General features: G+C 60.1%; 24 protein-coding genes and 1 pseudogene. 7 read left to right on the top strand and 18 right to left on the bottom strand.

Going from position 1 to position 26,184, the window contains the following annotated elements; genetic code table 11:
- Positions 1–303: 303 nt before the first annotated feature.
- From K9B32_RS02430 to K9B32_RS02395, 8 genes are all read right to left on the bottom strand, one after another.
- Positions 304–921, bottom strand: a complete 618-nt coding sequence (locus K9B32_RS02430) for a LysE family transporter (protein WP_224560290.1) — start codon at positions 919–921, stop codon at positions 304–306.
- Positions 922–1,055: 134 nt separating this feature from the next.
- A complete protein-coding gene (sufA, locus tag K9B32_RS02425; RefSeq protein WP_224560289.1) occupies positions 1,056–1,448 on the bottom strand; it encodes a Fe-S cluster assembly scaffold SufA in 393 nt (130 codons plus the stop codon).
- A 135-nt stretch (positions 1,449–1,583) separates the two neighbouring features.
- Positions 1,584–1,964, bottom strand: a complete 381-nt coding sequence (locus K9B32_RS02420) for an SUF system Fe-S cluster assembly protein (protein ID WP_224560288.1) — start codon at positions 1,962–1,964, stop codon at positions 1,584–1,586.
- Positions 1,965–1,975: 11 nt separating this feature from the next.
- Positions 1,976–3,217: a cysteine desulfurase gene (locus K9B32_RS02415; protein WP_224560287.1), complete on the bottom strand. Its 1,242-nt coding sequence runs from the start codon at positions 3,215–3,217 to the stop codon at positions 1,976–1,978.
- A 12-nt stretch (positions 3,218–3,229) separates the two neighbouring features.
- On the bottom strand, positions 3,230–4,504 hold the full coding sequence (gene sufD / locus K9B32_RS02410; RefSeq protein WP_224560286.1) for a Fe-S cluster assembly protein SufD: 1,275 nt from the start codon (positions 4,502–4,504) through the stop codon (positions 3,230–3,232).
- Positions 4,505–4,527: 23 nt separating this feature from the next.
- Complete coding sequence (sufC, locus tag K9B32_RS02405) at positions 4,528–5,283, bottom strand: Fe-S cluster assembly ATPase SufC (RefSeq protein WP_088694461.1); 756 nt, start codon at positions 5,281–5,283, stop codon at positions 4,528–4,530.
- 72 nt (positions 5,284–5,355) lie between these two features.
- Entirely contained in the window at positions 5,356–6,825 is a 1,470-nt protein-coding gene (gene sufB / locus K9B32_RS02400) for a Fe-S cluster assembly protein SufB (RefSeq protein ID WP_224560285.1), read from the bottom strand.
- Between the two features lie 143 nt (positions 6,826–6,968).
- Positions 6,969–8,135: a cysteine desulfurase family protein gene (locus K9B32_RS02395; protein ID WP_224560284.1), complete on the bottom strand. Its 1,167-nt coding sequence runs from the start codon at positions 8,133–8,135 to the stop codon at positions 6,969–6,971.
- A 203-nt stretch (positions 8,136–8,338) separates the two neighbouring features.
- Between K9B32_RS02395 and K9B32_RS02390 the strand changes: the two genes are divergently transcribed.
- On the top strand, positions 8,339–9,016 hold the full coding sequence (locus tag K9B32_RS02390; protein ID WP_007789602.1) for an alpha/beta hydrolase: 678 nt from the start codon (positions 8,339–8,341) through the stop codon (positions 9,014–9,016).
- Here K9B32_RS02390 and K9B32_RS02385 read toward each other — a convergent pair.
- Positions 9,013–9,535 (bottom strand): annotated as a pseudogene (locus K9B32_RS02385) (GNAT family N-acetyltransferase). The gene K9B32_RS02390 and the pseudogene K9B32_RS02385 sit on opposite strands and share 4 nt — an antisense overlap.
- Positions 9,535–10,647 carry an anhydro-N-acetylmuramic acid kinase gene (locus K9B32_RS02380; RefSeq protein WP_224560283.1) on the bottom strand — a complete coding sequence of 371 codons (1,113 nt, stop codon included), beginning with the start codon at positions 10,645–10,647 and terminating at the stop codon, positions 9,535–9,537. Before K9B32_RS02380 ends, K9B32_RS02385 begins: the two are co-directional and overlap by 1 nt.
- Positions 10,648–10,763: 116 nt before the next feature.
- Here K9B32_RS02380 and tyrS point away from each other — a divergent pair, with 116 nt between their 5' ends.
- Positions 10,764–12,020 carry a tyrosine--tRNA ligase gene (tyrS, locus tag K9B32_RS02375; RefSeq protein WP_224560282.1) on the top strand — a complete coding sequence of 419 codons (1,257 nt, stop codon included), beginning with the start codon at positions 10,764–10,766 and terminating at the stop codon, positions 12,018–12,020.
- Between the two features lie 52 nt (positions 12,021–12,072).
- Here the strand turns inward: tyrS and K9B32_RS02370 are convergent, their stop codons facing one another.
- Positions 12,073–15,462 carry a DUF3971 domain-containing protein gene (locus K9B32_RS02370; RefSeq protein ID WP_224560281.1) on the bottom strand — a complete coding sequence of 1,130 codons (3,390 nt, stop codon included), beginning with the start codon at positions 15,460–15,462 and terminating at the stop codon, positions 12,073–12,075.
- Positions 15,463–15,581: 119 nt separating this feature from the next.
- Between K9B32_RS02370 and K9B32_RS02365 the strand changes: the two genes are divergently transcribed.
- The 5 genes from K9B32_RS02365 (at position 15,582) to K9B32_RS02345 (ending at position 20,346) form a co-directional block, all read left to right on the top strand.
- Positions 15,582–16,055: a peroxiredoxin gene (locus tag K9B32_RS02365; protein ID WP_224560280.1), complete on the top strand. Its 474-nt coding sequence runs from the start codon at positions 15,582–15,584 to the stop codon at positions 16,053–16,055.
- Positions 16,052–16,876: a ferritin-like domain-containing protein gene (locus K9B32_RS02360; RefSeq protein ID WP_224560279.1), complete on the top strand. Its 825-nt coding sequence runs from the start codon at positions 16,052–16,054 to the stop codon at positions 16,874–16,876. The genes K9B32_RS02365 and K9B32_RS02360 overlap by 4 nt, the downstream gene beginning before the upstream one ends.
- Positions 16,877–16,973: 97 nt before the next feature.
- The gene (locus K9B32_RS02355) at positions 16,974–18,272 is read left to right on the top strand and encodes a M23 family metallopeptidase (protein WP_224560278.1); all 1,299 of its coding nucleotides are present in this window, start codon (positions 16,974–16,976) and stop codon (positions 18,270–18,272) included.
- A 106-nt stretch (positions 18,273–18,378) separates the two neighbouring features.
- A complete protein-coding gene (locus tag K9B32_RS02350) occupies positions 18,379–19,917 on the top strand; it encodes a DEAD/DEAH box helicase (RefSeq protein ID WP_224560277.1) in 1,539 nt (512 codons plus the stop codon).
- 6 nt (positions 19,918–19,923) lie between these two features.
- Positions 19,924–20,346 carry an NUDIX domain-containing protein gene (locus tag K9B32_RS02345; RefSeq protein WP_224560276.1) on the top strand — a complete coding sequence of 141 codons (423 nt, stop codon included), beginning with the start codon at positions 19,924–19,926 and terminating at the stop codon, positions 20,344–20,346.
- A 4-nt stretch (positions 20,347–20,350) separates the two neighbouring features.
- On the opposite strand, the gene K9B32_RS02340 is transcribed toward K9B32_RS02345, so the two are convergent.
- The 7 genes from K9B32_RS02340 to K9B32_RS02310 are packed head-to-tail and all read right to left on the bottom strand — an operon-like array spanning position 20,351 to position 26,045.
- Positions 20,351–20,668, bottom strand: a complete 318-nt coding sequence (locus K9B32_RS02340; RefSeq protein ID WP_224560275.1) for a TfoX/Sxy family protein — start codon at positions 20,666–20,668, stop codon at positions 20,351–20,353.
- Positions 20,669–20,671: 3 nt separating this feature from the next.
- On the bottom strand, positions 20,672–22,306 hold the full coding sequence (locus K9B32_RS02335; protein ID WP_224560274.1) for an NTP transferase domain-containing protein: 1,635 nt from the start codon (positions 22,304–22,306) through the stop codon (positions 20,672–20,674).
- Positions 22,303–23,007, bottom strand: coding sequence for an XdhC family protein (locus tag K9B32_RS02330; protein ID WP_224560273.1), 705 nt, complete (start codon positions 23,005–23,007; stop codon positions 22,303–22,305). The genes K9B32_RS02335 and K9B32_RS02330 overlap by 4 nt, the downstream gene beginning before the upstream one ends.
- The gene (locus tag K9B32_RS02325; protein ID WP_007789581.1) at positions 23,007–23,336 is read right to left on the bottom strand and encodes an XdhC family protein; all 330 of its coding nucleotides are present in this window, start codon (positions 23,334–23,336) and stop codon (positions 23,007–23,009) included. The genes K9B32_RS02330 and K9B32_RS02325 overlap by 1 nt, the downstream gene beginning before the upstream one ends.
- Positions 23,333–24,595, bottom strand: coding sequence for a vWA domain-containing protein (locus K9B32_RS02320; protein ID WP_224560272.1), 1,263 nt, complete (start codon positions 24,593–24,595; stop codon positions 23,333–23,335). Before K9B32_RS02320 ends, K9B32_RS02325 begins: the two co-directional genes overlap by 4 nt.
- Before the next feature lie 3 nt (positions 24,596–24,598).
- On the bottom strand, positions 24,599–25,528 hold the full coding sequence (locus K9B32_RS02315; RefSeq protein WP_224560271.1) for an AAA family ATPase: 930 nt from the start codon (positions 25,526–25,528) through the stop codon (positions 24,599–24,601).
- 22 nt (positions 25,529–25,550) lie between these two features.
- Positions 25,551–26,045, bottom strand: coding sequence for a flavin reductase (locus tag K9B32_RS02310; protein WP_037081966.1), 495 nt, complete (start codon positions 26,043–26,045; stop codon positions 25,551–25,553).
- Between the last annotated feature and the right edge of the window lie 139 nt (positions 26,046–26,184).

Genomic DNA, 26,184 nt, shown 5'->3' with positions numbered 1-26,184 from the left:
TCCGCAAAGCAGGCGCGCGTCAGCTCTGGCTGCGCATGCAACCATGCGGCCTGCAAAACTCGTTTGAAGTGGCTTTTCTTGTCGATGCCGCACCAGCACCGTTGGCGCTGGACAACTCTTCGAAGGGGCCTTTGCGAAGCGCATCGTGCGATGCAGCCCGTTCGCAAATGAACCTATTCAGGAAGCGCCAACCGGTCAACCTACCCTGCACTACACATAGGTATAGATCACGCTGCCAAGGCTGACAGATTCGCTCTGCGCGGCCACAACGGCACGCAGGATCAAGCGCCCTGCCATGACGCTTTAAAGTAGCGAGTAGACTGCTGAGGCGAGTGCGACAAACCCGAAAAGGATCAGAAGATAGCTCGTTCCTCGCGCGACCTTCGTTGTGAAATCCTTGGGCAGTTTTTCCCTAGCAAGGTTCACCGCGCTGCTTAGAAAGAACCACCAGCCAAGTGATCCGCAGAATACTCCACCAACGATGACTGCCGAGCTGAAACGCCGTGTCTCCTCTGTCAGCCCAAAACCGGCAAAGAGAGCGCCGAAGGAGAGGATGGTCGCCGGGTTGGAGATCGTAAGCAGGAAGGTCGCCAGCGTCGTGCCGATAAGTCCGCTTGCCCTCACATCTGCGGCCTGAACTGGATCGTGGGTCAATCCGCGATAGCCGAGCCCGAGCAATAGCAGCCCTCCGCCGAATGCCAATGGCAGGGTGGCGGCCGACATCAACTCTTCAAAAACGGCAATGCCGGTTACCGCGACAAGGGCGTAACTGGCGTCGCCGACCGCCGTCCCGAACCCGCAAGAGAAGCCTGCCAGAAAACCGCGCTCGAGCGTGCGGTTGATGCACAGCATCCCGATCGGCCCAAGTGGCGCGGTGATGATGACGCCCAGCAGAGCGCCTTTCAGGAACAGCAGTAGCATTCTTTCGTCGATTCCCTTCCGCTGGCGCGTTTCACGGGCCCTCCGTACCGGGCCTTAAAGGGCAGTCGCGACGAGGTAAAACAAAAAGCCGCCAAAGCCGGCGGCCTCATCAACAATTCAGGGGATTGTGACAATCAGTGTGCCGGTATGACGGCGTTGCCTTGGGCGGCAAGCGCCGCGAGGTCCGCTGGCTTCAACTCGACGGATTCGCCACAGCCGCAGGCTGACGTCTGGTTTGGATTGGTAAAGGTGAAACCGGAGCGTAGCGTTGTGCTCTCAAAGCCCATTTCGGTGCCGAGAAGGTAGAGCACGGCGGACGGTTCGACCCAAACCTTCGCGCCATCGCGCTCGATCAGGTCGTCCTTCGCATTCGGTTCCGTCACGAGGTCGATGGTATACTCCATCCCTGCGCAGCCGCCCTTCTTGATCCCGACGCGAATGCCCTTGGCCTCCGGTCCGGAGTTTTCGAGGATCGCTTTCACGCGGTTCGCGGCGGCTTCCGTCATACTCATTACTGCAAAGCCCATCGGCTTCTTCTCCTTCCGCGCGCGGATTCAAGGTCCGGCGTTTCACGATTCAAATGTAGTGCCAGCAGCTTAACCGATCAATACCAGCCTGCCGTATGATCCTGTCCGAAAAGTCTGCAACTTTCCGGGATCATGCTAGTACCAGCCGACGGCGACCTGCGCCTCTTCCGACATTCGGTCCGGTGTCCACGGCGGATCGAAGGTCATTTCGACCGCGACGCCGGATACGCCCTCGACCGCACCGACAGCATTTTCGACCCAGCCGGGCATCTCTCCGGCGACCGGGCAGCCGGGCGCCGTCAGCGTCATCATGATCTTCACCATGCGGTCGTCTTCGATGTCGATCTTGTAGATCAGCCCGAGCTCGAAGATATCGGCAGGAATCTCAGGATCATAGACCGTCTTGAGCGCCGAAATCACATCATCGCTGAGGCGCGCCAGTTCATCGGCCGGAATGCTGGAATGCACGATGCCTTCGCGCACGTCGATCTTCTGTTCGCTTTCGTCCAGGCTCATACGGACACTCCTTAAGCAAAGAACTTGCGCGCATATTCCAGCGCATCGGCCAAGGCGTCGACCTCGGCGCGTGTATTGTACATCCCGAAGGACGCCCGGCATGTGGAGGTGACGCCGAAGCGTTTCAAGAGCGGCATGGCGCAATGGGTTCCCGCGCGCACCGCAACCCCCTGACGGTCGATCACCATCGACACATCATGCGCATGCAGACCAGCAAGCTCGAAGGAGAAGATGCCGCCCTTGCCCGGCGCGGTGCCGAAAACGCGCAGCGAATTCACCGCCTGCAGGCGCTGCGCGGCGTAAGTGGCAAGATCCGCCTCATGGCGCGCGATCGCCTCGCGGCCAACCTTCTCCATGTAGTCGAGCGCGTAGCCGAGCCCGATCGCCTGCACGATCGGCGGCGTCCCGGCTTCGAAGCGATGCGGCGGATCATTATAGGTCACGGTATCTTCCGTCACCTCGAAGATCATTTCGCCACCGCCCTGGAAGGGCCGCATCTCGCGAAGCCGCTCTTTCTTGCCGTAGAGCACACCGATCCCGGACGGGCCATAGAGCTTGTGGCCGGTCATCACGTACCAGTCGCAATCGATGTCCTGCACGTCGACAGGCATATGGACGGCGCCCTGTGACCCGTCGACCAGAACCGGAATGCCGCGCCCGTGCGCGATGCGGCAGATCTCCTTCACCGGAACCACCGTGCCGAGCGCATTCGACATATGCGTGATGGCGACGAGCTTGGTGCGGTCGGTCAGGCTTCTCTCGAAGTCCTCGATATGGAAGGCGCCCTCGTCATCAACAGGCACCCATACCAGCTTGGCGCCCTGCCGTTCGCGGATGAAATGCCACGGCACGATGTTGGAGTGATGCTCCATGATCGAGATGACGATCTCGTCGCCCTCTCCAAGCTTCGGCATGCCCCAGCCATGGGCGACCGTGTTGATTGCCTCGGTCGAAGACTTCGTGAACACGATGTCGTTGACATCGGGCGCGTTCAGGAAGCGCCGGACCTTTTCGCGCGCGCCCTCATATGCGTCGGTCGCAGCGTTCGAAAGGAAATGCAGACCACGGTGAACGTTCGCATATTCGTTCGAATAGGCGTGCGAAATCGCGTCTATGACTGCCTGCGGCTTCTGAGCGGAGGCGCCGTTGTCCAGATAGACCAGCGGCTTGCCGTAGACTTCCCTCGCAAGGATCGGAAAATCCTTGCGAATGGCTTCGACGTCGTATGTGGTGGCCGGAACTATCTTGTCCATGACGCTATCCGATCAGGCGTGCTTTTCGAGCCAGGCCGAGATGACGCCTTCCAGCGACGCGACCAGCGCTTCGTCTTCCAGTTCTTCAACGATCTCGGCAACGAAGGCGTTGACGAGCATTGCGCGCGCCTTGTTCTCCGGAATGCCGCGCGCCATCATGTAGTAGAGATGGTTGTCGTCAATGTCGGCAACGGTCGCGCCGTGACCGCACTGAACGTCGTCAGCGAAGATCTCCAGTTCCGGCTTCACCGAAAATTCGGCGTCGTCGGACATCAGAAGCGTATTGCAAGCCATCTTGGCGTCGGTCTTTTGCGCGTCCGGAGCAACGCGGATCATGCCTTGGAAGACGCCCTTGGCGCGGTCGAAGACGACGTTGCGGATCACTTCCGTGGAGCCCGTATGCGGAACGTTATGGCCGAGAACCATGGTAACGTCCGTATGCGTTTCACCGCCAAGCAGGTTGATGCCGCGAAGCGTCAGATCGGCGCCCTCGCCCGTTACCTTGATGTGCAGCTCCTGGCGAACGAGCTTACCGCCGGCATTGATAACGAAAAGCTTCAGCTTGGCATCGGCACCGAGATCGACCCGGATCTGGCCGAGGTGCGTATCCTCTGCCCCCTGCTGCTGGATAATGATCCAGGTGAGCTCCGTACCTTCTCCAACCGTGATGTCACTGACGTGCGACACGAAAGCGGCCTCGGAGGTCACCGCAAGGTGACGTTCGATGACCGTCGCTTTCACGTTTGCGCCGAAGCTAATCGGCAGGCGGGTATGCGTTTGGCCGCCAGCATGAACGAACTGGATTTCTAGCGGTTCCTCAAGCGCAGTTTCAGCGGCGACGTCAATGACGTAGCCATCCCGCACGAAGCTGCCGTTGATGCGGCCGATCGCGTCATCACTGCCGAATGCGCCGAGGCCGGTGGCAGCCGTGCCGTTTGAAAGCTGAGCCGCATAGCTCGAAATATCGAGGCCATCGACCGAAGCCTTGAGATCCGGCACACCCTGAATAACCGAAAGAACCGAGGATTCTTCAACCAGCGGGTCGCGGGCTTCCGAGCCAGCGTCGCCGGCCTGTTCCGGAATGGCGCGCAACAGCGTCTTGAGATCAGTATAGTGCCAGGCCTCGATGCGGCGCGTCGGCAGGCCGGCCTTCTTCAGGTCGTCAAGCAGCCTGTCCCGGATGGCGATGACCGAACCGTCTCCCGGTAGCTCGCCGACCTGGTTGTTGAAAGCCTCGATGAGCGCCGCTTCCACGGCGGTCTGGCGGCTCGTCGTCTGCATGTTCATGAGACCCGTCCTTTCCGCCTAAATCAGGCTGCCGCACCGATGATGTCGGCGTAGCCGTTGGCTTCCAGCTCATGCGCCAGCGTCTTGTCGCCCGACTTGATCACCTGCCCCTTGTAGAGAACGTGAACGGTATCCGGAACGATGTAGTCGAGCAGACGCTGGTAGTGCGTGATGACGACGACGGCGCGATCCGGCGAACGCAGCGCGTTGACGCCATCGGCAACGATCTTCAGCGCGTCGATGTCGAGACCGGAGTCCGTCTCGTCAAGTACGCAAAGCTGCGGCTGCAGCAGCGCCATTTGCAGGATTTCGGCGCGCTTCTTCTCACCACCCGAGAAGCCAACGTTCAGCGGGCGCTTCAGCATTTCGGTGTTGATCTGCAGCTTGCCGGCAGCGTCCTTGACGAGGCGCATGAAGTCGGGGGTCTTCAGCTCTTCTTCGCCGCGCGCCTTGCGCTGTTCGTTCATCGCAACCTTGAGGAACTGCATGGTGGCCACGCCCGGAATTTCGACCGGATATTGGAAGGCCAGGAAGATGCCCTTGGCCGCACGCTCGGCAGCGTCTAGTTCCAGGATGCTCTCGCCGTTGTAAAGGATGTCGCCTTCAGTGACTTCGTAGTCTTCGCGCCCCGACAGGACGTATGAAAGTGTCGACTTGCCGGAGCCGTTCGGACCCATGATGGCAGCAACTTCACCGGCCTTCACCGTGAGGTTCAGTCCGCGAATGATCTCGGTGCCGTCTTCAGCGATGCGGGCGTGCAGGTTCTTAATTTCAAGCATGGTTTTGTCCCATAAAAAGCAATCGGAGAAAGGCGCGATCCGCGCGCCCTCGCGCATTCATGTCGTATTGCGTCAGCCGACGCTGCCTTCGAGCGAGATGCTGATAAGCTTCTGCGCCTCGACGGCGAATTCCATCGGTAGCTCCTGCAGGACTTCCTTGACGAAGCCATTGACGATCAGCGCGATCGCCGCTTCCTCTGGGATGCCGCGCTGCAGGCAATAGAAAAGCTGGTCTTCCGAGATCTTCGAGGTGGTTGCCTCGTGCTCGAACTGCGCCGTGGAGTTCCTCGCCTCGATATACGGAACCGTATGGGCGCCGCACTTGTCGCCGATCAGCAGCGAATCGCACTGGGTGAAGTTGCGAGCGTTGGACGCCTTGCGGTGCGCCGATACCTGGCCGCGGTAGGTGTTCTGCGATACGCCGGCCGCAATACCCTTGGAGATGATGCGGCTCGACGTATTCTTGCCGAGGTGGATCATCTTCGTGCCGCTGTCGACCTGCTGGTGGCCGTTCGAGACGGCGATCGAGTAGAACTCGCCGCGGCTGTCATCACCGCGCAAGATGCAGGACGGGTACTTCCAGGTGATCGCGGAACCGGTCTCGACCTGCGTCCAGGAGATCTTCGACCGGTCGCCACGGCAATCGCCACGCTTGGTGACGAAGTTGTAGATGCCGCCCTTGCCCTGGGCATCGCCTGGATACCAGTTCTGAACGGTCGAATATTTGATCTCGGCATCATCGTGAGCAACGAGCTCAACGACGGCGGCATGCAGCTGGTTTTCATCGCGCTGCGGCGCGGTGCAGCCTTCGAGGTAGGAAACGTATGCACCTTCCTCGGCGATGATCAGCGTGCGCTCGAACTGGCCGGTGTTCTTCTCGTTAATGCGGAAGTAGGTGGACAGCTCCATTGGGCAGCGAACGCCCTTCGGAACGAACACGAACGAACCATCGGTAAAGACGGCCGAGTTCAGCGTCGCATAATAATTGTCGGTCGTCGGAACGACGGAGCCCAGATATTTCTGCACCAATTCCGGATGCTCGCGGATTGCCTCCGAGATCGACATGAAGATCACGCCGGCCTTCTTCAGCTCTTCCTTGAAGGTCGTGACGACGGAAACAGAATCGAAGACGGCATCGACGGCGATCTTCGGCCTCTCGACACCAGCCAGGATTTCCTGCTCCTTGAGCGGAATACCGAGCTTTTCGTAGACCTTGAGAATTTCAGGATCGACTTCGTCAAGCGACTTCGGGCCAGGCGTGCTTTTCGGCGCGGCGTAGTAGTAGATGTCGTTGAAATCGATCTTCGGATAGTCGACGCGCGCCCAGGTGGGTTCTTCCAGCGTCAGCCAACGCTTGTAGGCCTCGAGACGCCATTCGAGCATCCATTCCGGCTCCTGCTTCTTGGCGGAAATGAACCGGATGATGTCTTCGGACAGGCCCTTGGGTGCCTTGTCCATTTCGATGATGGTCTCGAAACCGTATTTATACTGATCGACGTCAATCTCGCGGACGCGATCAACCGTTTCCTGGACGGCGGGCATGTCATTCTCCAATCTCGCCGGAGAAAAGGTCCGGCAGCTTGTCGTTCGGGCAGTATCGTTTGCCCCGTATGTAGGTGGCCAAAAGGGACTTTTCAGCCCGAATGGCAAGCGGAAAATTGCGTTTCCGCAAATTTATGAAGCGGTCACGCCGCCTGCCCGGCCAGCTTGCGCCGAGCGGCTATTTTCGCAAAGACCGAAATCGCCTTGTCGATCTCGTCCTCGGTCGTTGCAAAGCCCAACGAAATGCGCAAAGCACCGAGCTTGGGGTCACGCCCCATGGCAACCAGAACATGGCTTTCGCCGACCTTGCCGGACGAGCAGGCGGACCCGGCAGAGAGCGCCACACCTTCGAGATCGAAGGCGATCTGGCCAGTCTCGGCCTTCAGCCCTGGAAGCGTGAAAAAAGTCGTGTTCGAAACACGTTGGCCTTCGGCGCCGTAGATGACCACGTCAGGCGCAGCGCCTCGCATTCCGGTTTCCAGTCGATCACGTAGAGCCGACGCGGCTTCATTGCGCGCATCTAATTCCGCAACAGCTGCGTCGGCAGCAGCGCCGAAGCCAATCACCGAAAGCGAATTCTCTGTCCCCGAGCGGTGACCCTTCTCCTGGCCGCCGCCATGGATCAGCGGCCGCGGCATCAGGACTTCGCCACGGGTGATCAGCGCACCGGCGCCTTTCGGGCCGCCGATCTTATGCGATGAGACGATCATGAAGTCGGCGCCAAGCGCGTTGGTATCGAGCTTAAAACGACCGGCCGCCTGCACCGCATCGACGACAAGCAGGCCACCATGCGCCTGCACGATTTTCGCAACGTCAGCGATCGGCTGAACGATACCGGTCTCGTTGTTGACCAGCATGACCGCGACCATCGCCAGCCCGGTCGCCTTGTTATGCGCCGCAAGCAGGGCGCCAAGCGCATCGAGATCGACGACGCCCGCCTCTGTCACCGGAATTTCCGTCGTCCGTTCCTTCGGGAACCGCCCACCTTCGCGAACTGCAGGATGCTCAACCGCGGAATAATAGAGCTGACCGATTGCCAGCGACGTCCGCCCCATCCTAAATTCCGGCGTCAGCACCATATTGGCCGCCTCGGTGGCGCCGCTCGTGAAGATCACATGCGCAGGATCGGCGCCCGCAAGCGTTGCCACTTGGCGCCGCGCACTTTCTATGGCTGCGCGGACAGCCCGGCCCTCGCCATGCACCGAATTCGGATTGCCGAACAGATCCATCGCACGCAGAACCGCGTCGCGCGCATGCGGATGCAGCGGCGAAGTCGCGTTCCAATCGAGATAAAGGCGTGGCGGCGCCATGATCTTTGTCCTGCGCTTTAAGCTTGCACGACGCCTCGGCTCATTTTCCTTGAAATTTCGGCCGGGCTTGCCTTATGACACATCCCACAATGCGTGGATCGCCATGCAAGTTTCGAATTGTTCTAAACTGCGTTTTAGAAAAGCTGACAACGTTCGTCAAGTCTGCGCAGCGTGAACGCGAAGAAATAAACGCCGGAGTACCGATGCCCGAAGTCATTTTCAACGGCCCCGCAGGCCGCCTTGAAGGCCGCTACCAGCCCTCCAAGGAAAAAAGCGCGCCGATTGCCCTCATTCTGCACCCGCATCCCCAGTTCGGTGGCACGATGAACAACCAGATCGTCTACCAGCTCTTCTACATGTTCCAGAAGCGCGGGTTCACGACATTGCGCTTCAACTTCCGGGGAATCGGCCGCAGCCAGGGTGAGTTCGACCACGGCGCCGGCGAGCTTTCGGATGCCGCCTCCGCGCTCGACTGGGTGCAGAGCCTGCATCCCGATTCGAAGACGTGCTGGGTTGCCGGCTATTCCTTCGGATCGTGGATCGGCATGCAGCTCCTGATGCGTCGTCCTGAAATCGAAGGCTTCATGTCGATCGCGCCGCAGCCGAACACCTATGACTTCTCGTTCCTTGCGCCCTGCCCGTCTTCCGGCCTCATCATCAATGGCGAAGCCGACAAGGTCGCGCCCGAGAAGGATGTAAACGGCCTGGTCGAGAAGCTGAAGACGCAGAAGGGCATCTTGATCACGCACCGCACGGTGCCCGGTGCCAACCACTTCTTCAACGGCCAGGTCGAGACCCTGATGAGCGAGTGCGAGGACTACCTCGATCGCCGCCTGAATGGCGAACTGGTGCCGGAGCCAGCCGCCAAGCGCATCCGCTAGGCTGACCGCATCCCGGCGGTCAATTCGAACGTCGGGCAAGACAATCCGTCGATGATCATTGGCATGCGGCTTCGCATGCCGATTTTCGTTAGGACATGCTGGGATGCGGCATTGTCCGGATGGGTGAACGCGATGAACTGTTGCGCGAAGTTCCGTCCAAAGAACCAATCGGCAAGCCCGCCGGCAATCTCCGTCGCATAGCCCTTGCCCCATTCCTGCTGCCGAAGCGAATAGTCGAGTTCGAAATCCTGCCGTTCGCCGCCAAATAGCGAGAACCCCGCGCGGCCAATGAAGCGGCCGTCATCGCGACTGAGATTTGTATTTCGTGGTTGCGTCCCGCGCCTGCTCGCCGAACCAGCCGCGCAACCGCTCCTCAGCCTTTTCACGCGACCACGGAGCAGCACCCGAAAGATATCGCGTCGTCTCGATCGTCGAGTGAAGCTCCTGGAGCAGACCCGCATCGTCAGGGTCCCACATGACCGCGACCAGGCGCGGTGTCTCCAGAATGACCTGTTGCATCACGGTTTCACCACGACACCGCCGCTGACAGGCGCATGCACACCCGTCGTCCCCGGAAACGTCAACGGCAGGCCATCCAACGACCTCACCGCCAGATAGGCCCAGGCTTCGGCCTCCATGGAGTCGCCGTTGAAGCCCGCCTCCTCCGCCGTTATCACCTTCGCGCCATGAGCAATGTCTTTCAAATCCTGCATCAGCACGCGATTGAGGCGACCGCCACCGCAAACGACATAAAGCGTCGGCGTCACCGGGAGGTGACCGGCGGACTTGATGATCGAAGCGGCAGCGACGTAAGCAAGCGTGCGCGCACCGTCGGCAAGTTCTGCATCTGCTCCCGATGGTGGCGGAAAGTCATTGCGGTCGAGTGAGCGTCGTTTCTCCGTGGTAAAGAACGGGCTGTTCAAATATCGATCCGCCAGTTCCGCGACAATCCGACCTTCCGAGGCAATCATGCCGCCCTGATCGAACGGTACGCCCGCATGCGTCTCCACCCACTGGTCAATCAGCGTATTCCCAGGCCCGCTATCGTATCCGACGATGAGACCGTCCGCGCCGATATAGGTCAGGTTGGAAATCCCGCCGATATTGACAAAGCAGACCGGCAAAGCCGCGTTCGTGACGTTGGCGGCAAGTGCTGCATGATAGACCGGAACCAGTGGCGCACCCTGGCCACCATGCACCATGTCGTTGACACGCAGATCGAAGGCCACCGGAATGCCCGTCTCGCGCGCCAACAGCGCCCCATCGCCGATCTGCACCGTCAGCGCCTCGTCCGGACGGTGCAGCACCGTCTGCCCGTGAAAGCCGATGACATCGATCGAAGCCGTATCGAGCGTATTCGCAGCCAGAAATTCCCTGACGGCAACTACATGACGTAACGTCAGTTCACACTCGATCGCGGCGAGATCACCCGGCCTTTGCTCACGTTGGGTAATGGTCTTCGCTTGCTCCAGTACCAGCTTCAACCGATCACGGAAGGCTGGCTCATAGGGAACGCCGAGAAACGGCCCGCGCTCGACGACGGCCCGGCCATCGGTACGTAGCAGCGCCACGTCGATACCGTCCATCGATGTTCCGCTCATCAAGCCGATCGCGGTCCTGATCTTCTCCATGACGCCTCGCTGGAAGATTCCTGCCAAATGGTGACTGTTTGGCAAAACAGTGCTAAACGCGCCGCGTCACTTCAACAATAGCCAATCCGAAAATCCGCACCCGAGAGCAAAAGGTCATGTCCGAGTTCAAATCCGATTTCCTCCGTACGCTGAAAGAGCGCGGCTTCATTCATCAGATCTCCGATGAATCGGGCCTCGACGAACTCTTCGCCAAGGAAACGGTAACGGCCTATATCGGCTTCGACCCGACTGCGCCCAGCCTGCATGCGGGTTCGCTCATCCAGATCATGATGCTGCACTGGCTGCAGGCAACTGGTCACCGCGCTATTTCACTGATGGGCGGTGGCACAGGCATGGTCGGTGACCCCTCCTTCAAGGACGAAGCCCGCCAGCTGATGACGATCGATACCATCGAGAACAACATTGCTTCGATCAAGCGGGTCTTCTCAAACTATTTGACCTACGGCGAAGGTCCCAAAGATGCACTGATGATCAACAACGCCGAGTGGCTGCGTTCCATCAACTACCTGGAGTTTCTACGAGATGTCGGCCGGCATTTCTCGGTCAACCGCATGCTGTCCTTCGACAGCGTCAAGATGCGGCTTGATCGCGAGCAGTCGCTGTCGTTCCTCGAATTCAACTACATGATCCTGCAGGCCTACGACTTCGTCGAGCTCGCCAAGCGCTACGACTGCCGTCTGCAGATGGGCGGTTCCGACCAGTGGGGCAACATCGTCAACGGTATCGACCTCGGTCACCGCATGGGGACGCAACAGCTCTACGCCCTCACCTCGCCGCTGCTGACGACGTCTTCGGGTGCCAAGATGGGCAAGTCCGCGACCGGCGCCGTCTGGCTCAACGCCGACATGCTCTCGGCCTATGATTTCTGGCAGTACTGGCGCAACACCGAAGACGCCGACGTCTCGCGCTTCCTGAAGCTCTACACGACGTTGCCGATGGACGAGGTCGCACGCCTCTCGGCGCTCGCCGGCTCCGAGATCAACGAGGTCAAGAAGATCTTGGCGACTGAGGTCACCGCGATCCTGCATGGCCGCGCGGCGGGCGAACAGGCCGCCGAAACCGCCCGCAAGACCTTCGAGGAAGGTGGCCTTGCCGAAAACCTTCCGTCGGTCGAGGTGCCGGCTGCCGAGCTCGACGGTGGCATCGGTCTGCTGTCGCTGATCGTCCGCGCCGGCCTTGCCGCCTCGAATGGCGAGGCCCGTCGTCACGTTCAGGGCGGTGCGGTGCGCATCAACGATCAGGCTGTCAGCGACGAGCGCAAGGTTGTCGGCAGCGGCGAGATCACCGCCGATGGCGTCATCAAGCTCTCGCTCGGCAAGAAGAAGCACATCCTGATCCGCCGCGCGGCATAAGTTCTAGCAACATCAGAAAGGGAAAGCCGGCCTCGCGCCGGCTTTTTCGTGCCTATTGGAATTCGAAGATGTTGCGGAACACGCCGGGGGCGATGATCGACAGCGGATTGACGATCAGATCGGGCGCTTCCAATTTCCCTGTCAGCTTGAACGTGATGCCGATCAGTCCGCGATCGGTGCCGTTGCCTAGGATGATACCGATCAGGGGTAATTCGGCAAACAGCCTGTTGAGGCCATAGGCAGGCATGAAGGTGCCCGTCATGTCCATCCTGCCGCGCGGGTCACGTACTATACCCTGGAACACGGCACCGACCTGATCACCGCGCACCACGCCGTTCTCAATGCCGATCACGCCGTTTTGCGAAACAATGCGGGCGAAGCCGCGTTGGAAGCGCTGTGCCGAGGTGTCGATGTTCCGCTTGACCGCCGAATTCAGGCTCCGCTGCTCCTGACCGACCGGCGTCGAGACGATTGAATGCAGGCGCTGCTCGTTGACCAGAGAAAAGCGCCTAATGTCGATAGAGCCATCCCAGCGGTCGCCTGCGCCGAGGCGGATCTGCAGATTGAGCAAGCCACCCATCATATGCTGATAGAGGTCGGCGAAGCGCGAAACAGAGCCCGCATCCCCGCTGGTGACATTGATAACGCCATTGCCCTTGGTCTGGGCAACGAACGCCTCGCCGCTGTCGGTGACACCGGTAAAATTCAGTGCCTGTAACCTGCCATCTGCGGAAACGTACAGCATGTCAGCATTCCGCATCTTCTCGTCGTTGAAGCCGATGATGCGACCGAGCTTGGCCCGAACCGATACGCTACCGCTGCTGTCGGTGTCGCCTCCTCCACCGCTGGACTTCAATCTGGCGATGATCGGGCGAGCATCGGCGCTGTTGCCTGATACGGAGACATCAAGCCCGCCCTTGCTGCGCTTCACCGAAACGGCAAAGTCATCCAGCGACGACAGTTTGACACTGTCGAAATCCGCCTTCATGAGATTGCCCTTGCCAATGACAAGCGAGCCATTTGCTCCGAAGCCGTCGCCCTTGAGGACGAAGTTCTTCAACTCCGTGTTGTCGACGGGCCCGGATGCCTCGAACGTAGCAGTCGCGCCGATACCGCTTCCCTTGGACCAACCGATCCATGGGAGAGACAACCGCGCCCTTCCAAGATCGACCGAGACCTGCTGTCGGTCGTGATCGATGCGGTTGAGCTCGATGTCTATGCTGCCATCGATGATTTCGTTGAGACCGGGCAGCACCTTTTCTCGCTGATCGTTGTTGAGCGTGGCGGTAATGGTCTGCTGTGGCCGAACGTCCGAAGATTTGTCCGTCGGCTCGACAAGCTTGATGCCGGCGGGAATGCCGTCGATCAGCCCCTTTCCGTCAACGCTCACCTGCTTCGGATCGGCGTTAAGCACCCCGCCAAGATCCGTGATCTTGCGGCCCGAAATCGGTTTGGCGATATCGAGATCCTGCAGTTGCAGCACAGCCTTCCATTCGGCCGGCGGAGGATTCTGCGACGAGATCAGCCCGAGGCGCGCCTGCACGTTCGCCGACACCTTGCCCTTGAGGTCCTCAGGCACGAAGCCCGCGCGCTGCAGTATCTGTACTGGCTTATAGGTCAGCAATTCGCCGACCGCGTCGGCCGCGCCGGAAATGGGAAGATTGAGTTCGGCCATGAGCGGCTTGTCATAGGTCGACGGCAGGACAAACGTTCCCTCGCCGACGTTTACCGATCGTCCCGAGGGGAAGAACGCCGTCCCGCTCTTGATGGAGATCGTCGCACGCGGACCACTCAAGTCAAAATGCGCATTCGTATCACGGATCGGCGGGATGTCGCCGGCCACATTCATTCGCGTGCCAGCGATGTCGAAGGCGATGCGGATTTGGTGCTCGTCGAGTTTTAACCCCTTGCCGACAGCCTCGTCCAAGCGTCCAGATGGAATGAAGACGGAAATCGACGCGTCACTGACGGTTCCCCCGAAGAGGTTGCGTTCAACCCATTCGCGGCCCTTCGACGCCATCCAGAATGGCCACAACTGCTTGACCGCCGTTGTCTGCAACTGTTGCGACTGACCGGCGAAGCTGATCTCCGGTGACGCGTCGCCGAAACGGACGTGCAACGAGCCGAAGAGGCCGCCGGCTGGGCTCGAAACCTGCATGTTCGCAAATTGCAGTTCGCGGCTGTCAACGAGGTAACGACCAGTCGCCTTTATGTCGAAGGCAAGTGGTTGCTCTCCGGATCCAACTGGCGCTGCGGTGCCGCCGCTGACGAGCAGATCGATGCCGAAGCCCTTTCCTGCGGAGGCATCGATCTTGTCCAGGTCTATGAGGGCACCGCTGAGCGGCACGGATGTTGGACCGAACTGAACACGCGACTTGGCAATCTCCAGCGTCTGCTTCGAGAAGTCATAAGCGAGGTTGATGCGGCCGCCGCTCAGTTCCTGCTGGTCGCCATCCATATAGAACTGTCCCGGCTTCAGTTCGATCGAGGCGCCTAGCGCCGGTGGGGCCTGATCGCCGGTACGAACGGCCGAGATCGTCAAGTCACCAGAGCCATCGATGCCTTGCCGGATCTGGCCCTCGACGTTCCGCTTGAGCGTGAACGGTCCCAGATCGACGCCCGCGACCTGCCCCGTCAACTTCGAGGTGCGTCCGCTGGCCCGTTCTGTGACGACGCTGAGCGTTGCCGGCCTGCCGTTGATCGCGATCTCGCCATCCAGCGCCAGCGCGCCCTGGCGTGTCCTCGAGAGGGCCAGGTTGTCAACCACGATCGAGAGCGGACCGTTTGCGGTATCGGCGAGCTTGATGTCGATGCCCGAGAGCTTGACTGACCGCGTTCCGCCGCGCTCCACGAAACTGTCGATCATGTCGAGCTGAGCAAATGCAGCTTCCATCGCGGCCGGGATTTCGTCGATCCTGACATCATCGAGCTTGAGCGGTTTTCCGGACGGCAGAAACGCCGTGTCGAGCGCGATATCCTCCGCCTCGATCTGCGCGATCGCTATGCGACCACGAAAGAGTTGCAGCGGGTCGAGCGCCATGCGCAATGCATGCGTCGTCGACAGGTGCTGGCCACTCTCTTCGTCGATCATGTTGACGTCGCGCGCCTCAAGCGCAAGGCGCAGGTTCGATGTGAAACGGATGACCGTAGAGCCGACCTCGGCCCGATAGCGCGGTCCGATGGCCGAGTTGAGCGCAGCCTGCGCTTGTCGCGAAAGCGGCGCGTCGAACATGCCGCTTTCCACCGTGAAGATAATTGCCGCGAGCACGAACAGAATAACGGCAACGCAGCCACCCGTGACACCGGCCGTCCTGCGCATGCGCGAACGTGTCGGCGGGCAACTGACGATGATGGGATCTTCGGCCTGCGCCGAGGGAAGCTCATGCAGTGCGACGATATCTTTCTTGCGGAATGTAATTTTCTCGCCGCGGATCGCCGACATGCGTCTCGCCTAACTCCCTAATTTGTGGTCTGGACCAGACTGGCTGGACGATTGTTCGTCCAATATATATCTGGCAAATCACCTGTTATCCATAAACCCGGCAAAAGAAAGGTCTCTCCATGACGGATATCAGCATCGGTACGACGGCGCCTGACTTTGATCTCCCGCGTGATGGCGGAGGGCGCATTTCGCTTCGTGATTTCCGTGGAAAACCGCTGGTGCTTTTCTTCTATCCCAAGGACGACACGACGGGATGCACGGCGGAATCGCTCGCCTTCACAGCACTTGCGGATGAGTTCGAAAAAGCTGGCGCTGGCGTCATCGGCATGTCTCCCGATTCCGTGAAATGCCACGACCGATTCATCAAGAAGCACAACCTTACGGTTGTCTTGGCGTCTGATGAAGAAAAGACGACGCTTGAGGCCTATGGCGTGTGGAAACAGAAGACCATGTATGGGCGCAATTTCATGGGCGTGGAGCGAACGACCTTTCTAGTTCGCGAGGATGGGACGATCGGCACGATCTGGCAGAAGGTGAAGGTGCCCGGCCACGCAGAAATCGTGCTTGCAGCCGTTCAGAACCTGTCGCGATGACGCCTCGCTCCATCACATCCCTGCGCGGCGGCGCGATCGACGCTATCCGCGCGACCGATCTCAATGAGAAGACGACGCTTGCTCAGGAGACTGCCACGCGTTGGTTTGATCGCAAGCTGTCTCTGCGTTCGCCCCTCGACGCGCCGTTGCCGGACAGACCGGGCCGTCCGCACAAGCCAGATCTGATACCGCCAACGCAGGTCGAAAAGCGTTCCTTGCATACGGTCAAGGGCCGCATCGCGCTGCTGCATGCTATTGCCCATATCGAACTCAACGCTGTCGATCTGGCGCTAGATATCGTTGCGCGATTCGCCACCCAGCCGGTGCCGAACTCTTTCTTCGACGGTTGGATGCAGGTTGCCTTCGAGGAAGCAAAACATTTCCGCATGGTGCGCGCCCGCCTGGGAGACCTCGATGCAGACTATGGTGACCTGCCCGCCCACGACGGCCTGTGGCAGGCGGCGCACTCCACAAGAAATGACCTGACGGCGCGCCTCGCCGTTGTCCCGCTCATCCTCGAGGCCCGCGGGCTGGACGTCACTCCGTCGCTACAGGCCAAGATGCGCGAAACCGGCGATCTGGAGAGCGCAGCCGTACTCGATGTCATTTACAACGATGAGAAGGGTCACGTCGCGATTGGCGCCAAATGGTTCCGTTTTCTCTGCGCGCGCGAAAGGCGAGATCCGGCACGAACATTCCACGAACTGGTACGCGCCAATTTCCGCGGTCCGTTAAAGCCTCCCTTCAACGACATCGCGCGGGCCGAAGCCGGCCTGACGCCGTCCTTCTATCGGTCGCTGACATCGACGAGCAACGCCTGATCTCATAGCGACAGCCATGCTGACCTAAGTAAATATTAACCATAATCATGCGTAATTGCGGCAATTGAGGCATCGGCCGTCAATTGGGAGATTCTCCGTGACGCATGCACAGCACAGCCGCGTATTCGGTCAGAAAAAACAAGAGCATATACTGATCCTGGCAAGCGGTGACCGGGTCCGCCACCTGACTGTCAGGCCGTGGATGGCGGCAATTGCCTTCTGCTTCGTCGGAGTCTTTGCGATCGGCTATCTCCTGGCGACCTCTTATCTCGTCCTGCGCGACGACCTGATCGGCGCGACAATGGCAAGGCAGGCGCGCATGCAGCATGACTACGAAGATCGCATCGCCGCTCTGCGCGCTCAGGTCGACCGGGTTACGTCACGTCAATTGCTCGATCAGCAAGTTGTCGAAGACAAGGTCGACAAACTGATGGAGCAGCAGCTGGCGCTTACCTCACGCCACGGCAAGCTCGGCTCGCTTCTTGATCGCGCAGAGAATTCAGGGCTGGGCGGCAAAGAGACGACGACGCTTCAGTCTTACGCTTCCGAAGCAAAAGACAAGCACGCCTCGCTTTCCGGTGCCGTTCAGGCAATCGAAAATCAGCTTGCCGGAGCTGACAAGCCGGCCGACGTAACGACCGACAACGCTACGCTCGCCGATGTCCCGGCACAGGAAACCGTTGGCGATCGCGCCGACCGCGTTTTCTCCAAGGTGACGCTGTCGTTGAAAGACATCGAGCAGAAGCAGCGCAATCGCATCGCGCAATTGACGAGTGACGCGGGTGGTGCTGCCAATGCCATATCGAAGGTCCTGACGCGTTTCCGCATTTCGGTACCGGCCGAGCGCACGAAGCAGGATGACAGCGCAGTCGGCGGACCGTATGTCGAGCCTGCAGGCGCGGATGATTTCGATAGCTCTTTATCACAGCTTGACGATGCCCTCACCCGCCTGGAGATCGTACGGAGCACGGCGGAATCGCTGCCATTCCAGAACCCGGCCATTGGCAAGGAGATCACCAGCTCGTTCGGCAACAGGCGTGATCCGTTCCTCGGGCGGCTGGCACTGCACTCCGGCATTGACTTTCGTTTTGCGCCCGGTGAGAAGGTTCGCCCGACAGCGCCTGGCAAGGTGATCGCGGCCGGCTGGACCGGCGGCTACGGCAACATGGTTGAGGTTGACCACGGCAACGGCATCTCCACCCGTTATGGTCACATGTCGGAAATCCTGGTGAAGGTCGGCGACAAGGTCGACCGCAATGACGTGATCGGCCTCGCAGGCAGCACCGGCCGGTCTACCGGTACGCATCTGCACTATGAGGTCCGCCAGGACGGTCGGGCAGTCGACCCCATTTATTTCATGAATGCGGGCTTGAAGCTTGCCAGTTACATGAAGTAACTACGTGCACTAACCACGTCTTTACCTGTGCACTAGCCGCAAGGCCTGTATTCCTTGACTTAAGGGCAGTTTCGGCTTATGTCGCGCTGCATTGCGGCACGCAATCATGCCGACTCAATCAGAGTACGGCCGAACCGGAACGGAAACAGTTTTCCCTTTGACGACATTTGCTGATCTTGGCTTGAGCCAAAAAGTGCTTTCCGCTGTGACCGACGCGGGCTACACGACGCCAACTCCCATCCAGGCTGGTGCGATCCCTTTTGCGCTTGAGCGACGCGATATTTGCGGGATTGCGCAAACGGGAACAGGCAAGACTGCATCCTTCGTTCTGCCGATGCTGTCGCTGCTGGAAAAGGGCCGTGCCCGCGCTCGTATGCCGCGCACGCTGATCCTCGAGCCGACCCGCGAACTCGCGGCGCAGGTTGCGGAGAACTTCGAAAAGTACGGCAAGAATCACCGGTTGAATGTCGCGCTGCTGATCGGCGGCGTGTCTTTCGAAGATCAGGATCGCAAGCTTGAGCGCGGCGCCGATGTTCTGATCTGCACGCCCGGCCGCCTGCTCGATCACTTCGAGCGCGGTAAGCTTTTGATGAGCGCTGTCGAAATCTTCGTTATCGACGAGGCCGACCGCATGCTCGACATGGGCTTCATCCCCGATATCGAGCGTATCGCAAAGCTCATTCCGTTTACCCGTCAGACGCTGTTCTTCTCGGCGACCATGCCGCCTGAGATCCAGAAGCTTGCGGATCGCTTCCTGCAGAACCCGGAACGCGTCGAAGTCGCCAAGCCGGCGTCGACGGCAAAGACCGTAACGCAGCGTTTCGTCGCCTCGCACGGCAAGGACTACGAGAAGCGCGCCGTTCTGCGCGACCTTATCAAGGCGCAGACCGATCTCAAGAACGCGATTATCTTTTGTAACCGCAAGAAGGACGTTTCCGAGCTCTTCCGGTCCCTGGACCGCCACGGCTTTTCCGCCGGCGCTCTGCACGGCGACATGGACCAGCGCTCGCGCATGGCCATGCTGCAGAACTTCAAGGACGGCAACCTCCAGCTTCTCGTGGCTTCCGATGTCGCCGCTCGCGGTCTCGACATTCCTGACGTCAGCCACGTTTTCAACTTCGATGTTCCGATCCATTCCGAGGATTATGTTCATCGCATCGGCCGCACCGGCCGCGCGGGCCGTTCCGGCGATGCATTCACCATCGTTACCCGCCACGACCAGAAACACGCCGACGCGATCGAAAAGCTGATCGGCGAGAAAGTCGAGTGGTTGAACGGCAACCTTTCCGCCTTGCCGCCTCCTGAGCCCGGCCGCGAGGACGATCGTTCCCGCCGCAAGGGTCGAGACAAGGACCGCAGTCGCAGCAAGGGCCGTGGAGGTCATAAATCTGATATCGCCGTCGCAGATAATGACGTCGAGACGATGGAAACAGCAGCACCAGCAAAGGTCGAAAGCGTGAAGCAAGAGCGCAAAGCAGAACAACACAAGCCGCAGCACAGCACGCGCGCCGCTCGTCCTTATCCGGCAAACGATGACAATCGCGACCGCCGCCGCTACCGGGACCACGACGACGGCCCGACGCCTGTCGGTTTTGGCGATGAGATTCCAGCCTTCATGCTGATCACGGCCAACGCCAAGATCTAACGAATCATGGGCACGCCGGGCATCGATTTTCCGGGCGTTGGCGTTGGTCTAGTGATTTTGCGTGATCGCAAAATCCTCCTTTACAAACGTATCCGCGCGCCCGAGGCCGACCACTGGAGCATTGTGGGCGGCAAGGTCGATCATATGGAGCCGGCCGAGCAGGCGGCGCGACGTGAAGCGGAAGAAGAAACCGGCCTATCGATCGGCCGCGTCAGTCTCCTTGGCCCAGCAGAAGTCATTAGCAAGGCGGATGAACAGCACTGGGTCTCCTTGCTCTATATTGCGTCCGAGTTCGACGGCGAACCGAAGCTCACTGAGCCGGAAAAGCTCTCGGACTTCGGCTGGTTCAGCCGCTCCGACCTCCCGCAACCGCTCTCCGCGTTCGCGGCCGCCGCCATGGACAGGCTGAAAGCCGACGAACTCCTCTAGGGTTTCACTCCGCCCGGAGCGCTGCCTCATAGGCAAGCCGCACCCATCGCGCCATGAGGTCGGGGTCGTCATAGGCATCGTCCGGGATCGACCAGTATGGCATCTTCACCGGACTTCCCTTCTTGCCTTCGTAGGCCCATTGCGTCGCCCCGGCTGCAGCGAATTCGGCCGCGCTCTGCTCGTCGGCTTTCAGCAGCATCTCGCCGCGCACCTCGACCGCAACAATCCGCCCCATATGGTAGATGCCCTTGCCACCGAACATCCGTTTGATCGTGACGGGGCCAAGCCCCTGAAACATTTCTTCGATCGCCGCCGCATCCATCCCTTAGCCCTTCAAAACTCCGCCCGCCGCGATGACGGCCTCCGGCGTATCCACATCCAGATGCGCAGCATCACCGATTTCGATGTCGGCCACAGGCACGCCCGATGTCTCAATGATGTGCCGCGCACCGACGTCACCCTCCAGCCGCAAGACCTCATCGTACAGCGATTTCGGTATAATCACAGGATTGCCGCGCTTACCGTGCGACACGGCACGGATGATCGACTGGCCATGCGATCGTCGGAACGCCAGGATCAGCTTATCGAGATCGCTGCTAGAAACGCCCGGCATGTCGGCCAACATGACTAAAGCTCCATCCGCGTCCCGCGCTTGCTCGACGGAAAATCCTGTCGCGAGCGACGAGGCCATGCCAGAGGCGTAGTCCGGATTGTGAACTGTCATCGCATTCAGCCCGGACAGCGCCGCTTCGATGTCGTTTTTGCGATGTCCCGTCACGACGATGACTGACGACGCCCGACTGCCGATCGCCGTCCTCACCGATCGCCTGACAAGCGGCACACCGTCAAACTCCGCGAGCAGCTTGTGTGGCCGGCCCTCGCCCATTCGGCTGGCCTTGCCGGCGGCAAGAACGATGGCCACGACGTTATCCGCGGGGACCAATCGCGCCTCCTGTTCACGAAGGCTTGGCCGTGCCTGGATTTCCATCAGAAGACCTCCGACACCCATGCCGCTGATGTCGAGTGCACTTGGCTCTTCACCCGCCAGGATCCGATCGAGCACCCAGTCGAAACCATTCTCTTTCGGGCTGCGCGCGCATCCCGGCGCCCCAATCACCGGGATATCGCCGATGCGGCCGAGAACGAGCAAGTTACCGGGATCGACAGGCATGCCGACCTGCACTACCTCGCCTCCAGCCTGTCGAATCGCCTCGGGAATCACGTCCTTCGCATCGATCACGGCAGACGCGCCGAAAAGAATGATCAGCTTCGGTGCTTTGTCGGGCGCACCCGATGCGTCTCGGAGTGCCTCTGCAACCGGCTCCACACGATGAGCAACCCGCACCTCTCTAACGAGATGACTGCCGGATGCGATGAGCCGGCGGGAAAGCACACGCGCCGTCTTGTCCATCACCGCCGGCTTCAGCGACGGCAGCTCCGTCGCAATCAATGAGACAGATCTGCCGGCAAAGGGTTTCACCTCGAATGCCGACGTCGCCCGCAGCACTTCGCATGCGGCATTGAGTTTCCCGCCTGAGACAGCGAGCGGAATGATCTTGAATGTTGCGACCATGTCGCCGTTCCGGACAGGCAAATGGTCGTTGAGGCAGGCGAGCGTTATGCCGGGATCGATCCTGTTCAGACGATCGACGGCACTTCGGCTTGCGACGAACAGCCCGTCGACCGTCGAATACACGTTTACGCGCCCTGTGGACGCCTCCGAGAAGCGCAGGTGGTCGGGAGTGACAGCCCTCGCAAGTCGTCCCGCCGCGTCGTCCTCACCGACGTCCCCCGGCTCGATGCGCGCCGCAATGACATGTTCTATACCCTCGCGGCGGAGCCTGTCGATGTCAGCGGTGGCGATCCTGTGCCCTTTGGGCAAGCTGCCGTCTGCAAGCTTCACCGCATGCCCGAGGACCACACCGTCGGCATCATCGATCGAAAAAGACCCAAACTTCATTTCCTGTCACCAGCCGGTGAAATGTCGCGGGTTCGCAACGTCTGTACGATTTCCGCGAGAATGGCGACCGCGATTTCTGCCGGGCTCGCCGCACCGATATTGAGCCCGATCGGTGCACTGATCCTGGCAAGCGCGGCTTCGTCCACACCATCGGTACGCAACCTCTCCAGGCGCGTTGCATGCGTTTTGCGGCTACCGAGCGCACCGACGTAGAAACAACCGATCCGCAACGCCTCGGCAATCGGGAAATCGTCGATCTTCGGGTCATGCGTAACCGCGACCAGCGCCGTATAGGCATCCAGCGGACGATCCTTGAGTACGTCCACTGGCCAATCCGCCGTCAGATCGATGCCGAGGAATCGTTCGGGTGTAGCGAAAGCCGTGCGCGGATCGATGATCCGAACATCGAAGCCGGCAAGAGAGGCCATCTGTGCCAGAATTTGGCTGATGTGGACGGCGCCGATGATCACGATATGGGCCGGCGGCAGATGCGCGTTCAGAAAATAGCGGTACCCATCGACCTCGATCGACGTCGATCTGCCCGAGCGGAACGCAGCTTCAACGGCAGGCACCAACCAAGGCTTCACGGAATCTCCCTCTAGGACGACGCTATCGTTGCCGTTCTCAAGATCAGTCAGCAGTATCGCGGCCCGGCGAGCGCGTCGGGCGCCATTGAGACGCGCAAGATTTGCGGCATCCATCAATCGAGCCTTTCGACATAGACGCGAATGCGGCCACCACAGGAAAGGCCGACCCGCCACGCGGTTTCATCCGCGACGCCAAACTCGAGCATCTTCGCCTTGCCGTCGGCGATCACGTCCAGGGCCTCGGCAATGACGGCACCTTCGACGCAGCCTCCTGACACGGAACCTTCGAAATTGCCGTCTCGGTCGATCACCAGATGGCTCCCCGCCGGTCGTGGCGCCGATCCCCACGTCTCGATCACCGTGGCAACAGCCACGTCTCGCCCGCCTTTCCGCCAGCCTTCTGCCGTCATCAGCGGATCAAGGTCAAAAGATGTCCCTGTCATGCGATGCCTTTCAATGTTTCGAGGTACCGGCGCGGGTCGTACGTGGTCGACCTAGTCGCGCCGAGTGCTTCCACGAGGTCGCTCAAGGATGATAGATTGTGAACCGGTCTGAATTCGTCAACATGCGGCAGCATTGCGCGCACACCACGTGCTCGCGGCTCGAAGCCATCGAAGCGCAGCAACGGATTGAGCCAGATCAGTCGCCGGCAGGAGCGGTGCAGGCGGTCCATCTCGGCTGCGAGCAGCTCCGTTCCCTCGCGTTCCAGGCCATCGGTGATAAGCAGCACCACCGCGCCCTGCCCCAGCACGCGCCGGGCCCACAGGCGATTGAATTCCTTTAACGTTTCACCGATCCGCGTTCCTCCCGACCAATCCTTTACGGCCGTAGCGCATTCATCCATCGCCTCGTCAGGGTCCTTGTGTCGCATTTGGCGGGTGACGTTCGTGAGGCGCGTCCCGAAGAGGAAGGTATGCACCCGTCGACGCTTCTCCGTCAGCACATGCAGAAAATGCAGAAAGATGCGCGTGTACTGGCTCATGGAGCCGGAAATATCGGCGAGAACGACCAAGGGCGGCTGGACCTCCCGGATTTCACGGTATCGCGGAAGAATGAGATCGGCCCCGCCGCGCAATGCCGCCCGCATCGTCCCGCGCGGGTCGACATGCGAATGAACGTGCGACGGCCGAAAGCGCCGAGTGCGCACCTTGTCCAGAGGCAACTGCAGTTTCGTGAGCGCCTTCTTGGCGGCGGCAATCTCCATCGCTGACATTTGGGCGAAGTCCATCCGCCGGAAGACCTCGCTGCCCGACATGGTGAAGCGTGCGTCTATCTCGATGTCGGGCTCATCACGCGGCCGCCTATTGTCCCTTCGTTCGCCGAGCAAGGCGTCGGCGGCGCGGCTTTCACCGGGCCTCGCCTTTTCCTTGTCGCGCGTGTCCGGCACGCGTGGTGACATCATCGCGATCATCTTTGCGACGAGATCTCGCGACTGCCAGAAAAGCCGAAAGGCCTCGTCGAAGACCGCCTTGTCTTCATGCCGCTTGACGAAGACGGACGAGAGTGCGGCGTGAAATTCCTCCCGCGACCCCATGCCGATTGCCTCGACCGCCTCGATCGCGTCGACGATCGCCGCCGGCCCGATCTTCATGCCGGCCTTCCGCAATGCTCTTGCAAAGAAGACGATATTGTCTGCAAATCGACCGTGGCCGACCGGAGGCGGTGGAACGGAGATCCCATCCTGTCCGCTTCTCGGATCCATGCGTTATCCTGCCGCCTGCAGCTCGCTCTTGACATCTGCCAGCACCTTTGCGCCGTCGCTGCTTTGAATGCGCGCAATGTCGTCCTGGTATTTCAGCAGTGTTCCGATCGTGTCGGAGATGGTTTCCGGATCGAGCGCCAGCCGGTCGAGTTCCGTCAGCGCTGTCGCCCAATCGATCGTCTCGGCAACGCCCGGGTTCTTGAAAAGATCCAGTGTCCGAAGCTTCTGCACATAGGCGACGATCTGTGTGGACAGGGCGGCATTGCAGCCCGGCACCTTGCGTCGAATGATTTCCAGCTCCTGCGCGGCATCGGGATAATCGACCCAGTGGTAGAGGCAGCGCCGCTTTAGCGCGTCGTGGACCTCGCGCGTCCGGTTCGTGGTGATGATGACGATCGGCGGCTGGGCGGCCCGGATCGTGCCGAGCTCGGGAATCGTTACCTGAAAGTCGGAAAGAACCTCCAAAAGGAAGGCCTCGAATGCCTCGTCGGTACGGTCTAGCTCGTCGATAAGGAAGACTGGTGACCGGCCATCCAGGCTCGATAGAGCCTGAAGCACCGGCCGGCGGATCAGGTAGCGTTCGGAGAAGATGTCCGACTCGATCCTGTCCCGGTCGGTAAGCCCGGACGCCTCGGCGAGGCGGATTTCCAGCATCTGCGCCGGGTAATTCCATTCGTAGACGGCCGAGGCAATGTCCAAGCCTTCGTAGCATTGCAGGCGGATCAACGGCCGCCCCAGGGCTTTTGATAGGACCTTGGCGATCTCCGTCTTCCCGACACCGGCCTCACCCTCCAGGAAGAGAGGACGCCTCATCTTCAGGGCGAGAAAAAGCACCGTGCCAAGTGCCCGCCCCGCCAGATAGTCCTGATCGCCCAGCATCGCGATCGTCTCGTCGATCGACGACGGCAGCGGCAGATGCGCTTGATCCGACATGTCTTCTCCCTTTTTCAGGAAGTTATAGCGTGTGATAGTCGCGGTTCATATAGAGAAGCGCGGGCTTGGCCTCGTTGTAGCGGACCGCCACGACCTCACCGAAAATGATATGGTGCGTCGACATTTCCTTGATTTCGCTCACGCGGCAATCGAAGGAGGCAAGGGCGTCGTGAAGAATGGGTGCACCGGTGACGAGCTTGTCGAACCGGCCCGTCGCGAAACGTTCGTCGTTGCTGAGCTGGGTGCGGCCGGAAAAGGCATCGGCAAGCGCCTGATGATGCGCGCCCAACGTGTTCAGGGCGAAGATGCCGCTCCGGAAGAAGATGTCGTTCTTAGGATTGCTGTTGTTCAGGCACACAAGAACGGTTGCAGGGTCATCAGAAACGGAGCAAGCGGCGGTGATCGTCACGCCGCGGCGCTCCTCGCCGATTGCCGTCGTCACGAGCTGCACATGGCCTCCAAAGCGGCTCATCGCATCTCGGTAGAGGCGCGGATCGATCGGTTGTTTATTCAACAAAGGCATTCTCCATCCGGCGTCACCGGCTTGCTGTTTCCTGTAATATGAAGGTGATCGGTTACCTTTTCTACAAAAGCCAGGCGAAAAGCTTCCCGATTGTGCGTTTTTCTTTGACGATCGATGTCGGACGGATAAAAGA

The sequence above is a fragment of the Rhizobium sp. 3T7 genome (assembly GCF_020166565.1).
GTDB lineage: Bacteria > Pseudomonadota > Alphaproteobacteria > Rhizobiales > Rhizobiaceae > Rhizobium.
This window is presented reverse-complemented; position numbering and strand designations above follow the sequence as displayed.